This is a genomic window from Amycolatopsis sp. SID8362 (assembly GCF_010550475.1).
Taxonomy (GTDB): Bacteria; Actinomycetota; Actinomycetes; order Mycobacteriales; family Pseudonocardiaceae; genus Amycolatopsis; species Amycolatopsis eburnea.
In genome coordinates this window covers 1-2,151 of record NZ_JAAGNB010000615.1, presented here as the reverse complement: position 1 = coordinate 2,151, position 2,151 = coordinate 1, and the positions used below count along the sequence as shown (strand labels likewise).

General features: G+C 74.7%; 1 pseudogene. It reads left to right on the top strand.

The features are described 5' to 3' along the window. Positions 1–91: 91 nt before the first annotated feature. Positions 92–2,151 (top strand): annotated as a pseudogene (locus G3I65_RS18925) (beta-ketoacyl synthase N-terminal-like domain-containing protein); the annotation flags it as partial.

Genomic DNA, 2,151 nt, shown 5'->3' with positions numbered 1-2,151 from the left:
CTACTGGCTACCGGACCGGCGGGACATCCTGACCGCCGGCCCGGTCACCGAGCGGGTCCCCGAACGCGGAGCCGGGGACCCGCTCGCTCCACTCGACCTGGTGCGCGCCGAGGTCGCGGCGGTGCTGGAGTACGCGTCCGCGGCCGACGTCGACCCCGCGCGGAGCTTCCGCGACCTCGGCGTCGACTCGCTGACCGGCCTCGAGCTGCGCGACCGGCTCGCCGAGGCGACCGGCCGCGCGCTGCCGGCGACGCTCCTGTTCGAGCACCCGACGCCCGAAGCGGTGGCCGCGCACCTCGCCGGCGAGGCAGAGTCCGAAGAGGACTTCACCGCCGCGGTGTCGTCTTCGGACGAGCCGATCGCCATCGTCGCGATGGCCTGCCGGTTCCCCGGTGACGTCCGGACGCCCGAAGACCTTTGGGAGCTGGTCGCTTCGGGGCGGGACGCGGTGTCCGCGCCGCCGTCGGACCGCGGCTGGGACAGCGACGCCGTCCGCGACGGCGGGTTCTTGACCGGCGCGGCCGAATTCGACCCGGCGTTCTTCGGCATCAGCCCGCGCGAGGCGCTCGCGATGGACCCGCAGCAGCGGCTGGTACTGCAGGCGGCGTGGGAGGCTTACGAACGCGCGGGCATCCGCCCGGAGACCGTCCGCGGCCACCGCGACGGCGTCTTCCTCGGCGCGACCTCGCACGAATACGGCCCGCGGCTGCACGAAGCCGAGGACGGCCACCTGCTGACCGGGACGACGCCGAGCCTGATCTCCGGCCGCGTCGCGCACGTCTTCGGGCTGGAAGGCCCGGCGATCACAGTGGACACGGCGTGCTCGTCGTCGCTGGTGGCACTGCACCTGGCGGTGCGGTCGCTGCGCGCGGGCGAATGCGGGCTGGCGCTCGCGGGCGGGGTCGCGGTGCTGTCCGGGCCGGGGATGTTCGTCGAGTTCGCCAAGCAGGGCGGCCTGTCCGCCGACGGCCGCTGCCGGGCGTTCTCGGCCGACGCGGGCGGCACCGGCTGGGCGGAAGGCGCCGGGGTCGTGCTGCTGGAGCGGTTGTCCGACGCGCGGCGCCACGGCCACCCGGTCCTGGCACTGGTCCGCGGCACGGCGGTGAACTCGGACGGCGCGTCCAACGGCCTCACCGCCCCGAGCGGCCCGGCCCAGCGCCGGGTGATCCGCGCGGCACTGGCGGACGCGGGGCTGACGGCGTCCGATGTGGACGTCGTGGAGGCGCACGGGACGGGTACGGTCCTCGGTGACCCGATCGAGGCCTCGGCCGTGCTGGCCACCTACGGCCAGGACCGTGCGGAGCCGGTCCTGCTCGGGTCGCTGAAGTCGAACGTCGGCCACGCCCAGGCGGCGGCCGGGATCGGCGGCGTGCTGAAGCTGGTGCTGGCCATGCGGCACGGGATCGTGCCGAAGACGCTGCACGCCGATGAGCCCACGCCGCACGTGGACTGGACCTCGGGTGCGGTCCGCCTGGCGACGGAGCCGGTCGCCTGGCCCGCGGGGAAGCGGGTCCGGCGAGCGGCTGTGTCGTCGTTCGGCATCAGCGGCACGAACGCCCACGCGATCCTGGAGGAGGCTCCCGAGCGCTCCGAAGCGGTGACGGACAGCGCGGGTTCGGCGTGGGTGCTCAGCGCCAAGACCCCGGCCGCGCTCCAGCGGCAAGCCCGTGAGCTGCGGGAACACCTCCGCAAGCACCCGGACCTGCCGCTCGGCGGGGTGGCGGCGACTCTCGCCGCCCGCACCCGCTTCGAGTACCGCGCCGGGATCGCCGCCGGTGATCTCGACGCGCTCGAAGCGCTGGCCGAGCACGGGGTTGGTGCGGTCCGGGTCCCGGGCGGCAAGCTCGCCTTCCTCTGCACCGGCCAGGGCTCCCAGCGCGCCCGCATGGCCGAACCGCTCTACGACGCCGACCCGGTCTTCGCCGCCGCCCTCGACGAGGTCTTCGCCGCCCTCGACCCGCACCTGGACCGTCCACTCAAGACGGTCGTCTTCGCCGACGACACCACGCTTCTCGACCGCACCGTCTACACCCAGCCCGCGCTCTTCGCCGTCGAAGTCGCGTTGTTCCGGCTGTTCGAGCACCACGGCGTCCGGCCGGACTTCGTCGCCGGGCATTCGATCGGCGAACTCGCCGCCGCGCACGTCGCCGG